Source organism: Streptomyces sp. NPDC005195, from assembly GCF_040608315.1.
Lineage (GTDB): Bacteria > Actinomycetota > Actinomycetes > Streptomycetales > Streptomycetaceae > Streptomyces > Streptomyces kaempferi.
In genome coordinates this window covers 1-1,335 of record NZ_JBEXHZ010000349.1, presented here as the reverse complement: position 1 = coordinate 1,335, position 1,335 = coordinate 1, and the positions used below count along the sequence as shown (strand labels likewise).

Annotated in this window: 2 protein-coding genes; both read right to left on the bottom strand. The window is 69.6% G+C overall.

Annotated elements, in window-relative coordinates:
• Nucleotides 1-186: hypothetical protein (locus tag ABZV34_RS39580; RefSeq protein ID WP_356288179.1), on the bottom strand; the 186-nt coding region annotated here is incomplete at its 3' end.
• A 659-nt stretch (nucleotides 187-845) separates the two neighbouring features.
• Nucleotides 846-1,100, bottom strand: a complete 255-nt coding sequence (locus tag ABZV34_RS39575) for a hypothetical protein (RefSeq protein WP_356288176.1) — start codon at nucleotides 1,098-1,100, stop codon at nucleotides 846-848.
• Nucleotides 1,101-1,335 lie beyond the last annotated feature (235 nt).

The window sequence follows — 1,335 nt, the reverse complement described above, 5'->3', positions numbered from 1 at the left end:
CCGACGGAGACGTGCCGAAGCCGCTGTCCTCACAGCCTGGACCTGGATGGCGCAGGGCATGCCGGAGGTGCCTCCGGCGACGAGGACGACCTTGGATTGCAGACGGTTGGACGCGTCGCTCCGGTCCTTGGACCTGGCCCGGTACCCCGTCATGACCATGCACGGGCCGACGGGCATGGGTGCCATGAACCCCCTGACCGGGCGCCGCTCATGGCGATCACCGAGACCTCCCTGGCCGCCCCGACTGACTCTCGTTCGCCACGAAAACGAACGCGGCCGCCTGTTCCGGTAGAGGCGCATCCGAGGATTCGGCGTCGAGTCCGCGCCAGTCACCTCGCCTGCGGCTTCGGTTGCGCCGGAAAAGGGAGGCGCCGCGGGGGCGCCTCCCAGTCGAAGCCGGTGGCGAGGAAAGCGAGAGAACTTGTTTCTGGAAAGGAGTTGAGATCGCACTGCACCCGGCCTACACCCGCACCTACCGGGCCCTGGCCGACGCGCCTCCCGGGCAGGTCGCGCGGCTGCGGCGCGACCTGGTCCAGTTGCACGCCCGGCTGCTGCACCACCCGTACTGGTCGCTCGGCCAGGGCAGTCCGTCCGTCGGGTGGGCGGCCCTGCGTCACCGGCTCCAGGCCATCGGTGCGGGCCCGGAGGGGGAGCGAGGCGGAAGCGGGAGTGCCTGAGCGCCCGGCGGGACCCCGAGCGGCTCCACTCGGGACTGTCGGGCCGGAGCGGAGCCGGGTGTCACCCGCCTTCCACGCCCGGCGGACGGGTTCCGGGTGTGAGCCCGCCGGACGTTCCCCTGGTCTCGCCGGACGTTCCGCCCGGTGAGACCAGGAGCACCACCGGGCCTACGACTCCGAGTAGTGCGAGAGCTGCTCCCGGAGCGCCTTCGCGTCGACGCCTCCCTCGATGTGCTCCTTCAGGTTGTCGGCCAGAGTGACCAGCATGTCGTGGACGCCCTCCTCCTGGTCGACCTTCCTGAGGAGGTCTTGGGCTTCCTTCCCGTCGTCCTCGCGGAGGAAGCCGCGCACCGTCTCCAGGGTGATCTCGCCCCGGAAGTCGATGAGCATGTTGTCCTGCAGATAGTTGATCAGCTCGTTCACGAGGGGCCCATTTCGGCAGAGTGTCACGTTGAGTACTTGTCTATTAACTTAACGCAACCATTTGTGCTACGGCCGTCGCCCGCGCTGGTAGCCGTTGGGGTCGCTCCCCGCCCGGGTCTCGCCATCGTTGTGCGGGCTCTCGGAGACGGGTCTGCGGGAGTGGCCCGCACCGGTCGTCGCAGGCGCGGTGGTCGTGGTCGGGATGGCCGTGAGGGCGTTGGGCGGCGCGCGCGTC